Raw genomic sequence first — 1014 nt, forward strand, 5'->3', positions numbered from 1 at the left:
CGATATGAGATCGATTTAGCCACTCATAGAGCATCGCAAGGTCATGCTCAGTCATGAGGCGCAGTGTGACGGAATCGGTGCTGTTGGTCACGATGCTGTACTTTGTGATGCCTAACTTTGTTTTAGACATCATTGGCGTGGAGCCGAGCAGACTGGCGGCTTCGTGCTTCACAAAGTAAATGAACGCAGTCAACTGATCAGCGCGTGAGGCCAAGCAATCCATCCCTTGTCCAAGGTAAGCCTGCTGGGCTTCAAGCAGCACGGGCTGATGTTGGACGGGCAGGCGTTCCATTACCCAGTTGGCAGCTACATCCTTCGGCGCGATCTTGCCGGTTGCTGCGCTGTACCAAATGCGAGACAAGGTAAGCACTACATTCCGCTCGTCGCCTGCCCAATCCGGTTGTGAGTTCCATAGTTTCAAGGTGTCGGCCAGTGCTTTGAATAGATCGCTTTCCGGGACTGGGTTGAAGAAATCTTCCGCGGCCGAACCTGCCAAGGCAAGGCTGTGTTGCCTTGCTTTAGTTAGCAGAATAGCCAGATCAACATCGGTTGTCGCGGGCTCGAAGATGCCCGCAAGAATGTCCTTGCGCTGCCACTCCCCGAATTGCAGTTCCCGTCTGGCTGGATAACGCCAAGGAACAACATCGCCGTACACGACGATGGTAACTTCCAAGGCACGGAGAGCTTCACTTTGGCCGGGAGAAGCGGAAACTTCCAGGAAATCTACGAACAGAGCCTGCCGCACAGTCTCATCGAGCTGTGCAGTCACAGTAACCAGCAAATCAATATCACTGCATGGCTTCAGGCCACCGTCGAGTGCAGAGCCGTACAAATGCACGGCCAGCAACGTCGATCCCAGATGATGCTCGATGACGTTGAGTGCCTGTGATAGCTGTACCGAAATCTCGGCGGGCACTGCGTTGCTCATGATGTCTAACTCCCAATTTGTGTAGGGCTTATTATGCACGCTTAAAAATAATAAAAGCAGACTTGACCTGATAGTTTGGCTGTGAG

General features: G+C 52.9%; 1 pseudogene. It reads right to left on the reverse strand.

The window, feature by feature from the left end:
- Positions 1-139: 139 nt before the first annotated feature.
- Positions 140-928, reverse strand: a pseudogene (locus tag OKB77_RS23950) (AadA family aminoglycoside 3''-O-nucleotidyltransferase); the annotation flags it as partial.
- Between the last annotated feature and the right edge of the window lie 86 nt (positions 929-1014).

Origin of the sequence: Aeromonas sp. Y318-3 (genome assembly GCF_027706185.1) — a bacterium.
In the GTDB taxonomy this organism is placed as follows: domain Bacteria; phylum Pseudomonadota; class Gammaproteobacteria; order Enterobacterales; family Aeromonadaceae; genus Aeromonas; species Aeromonas veronii.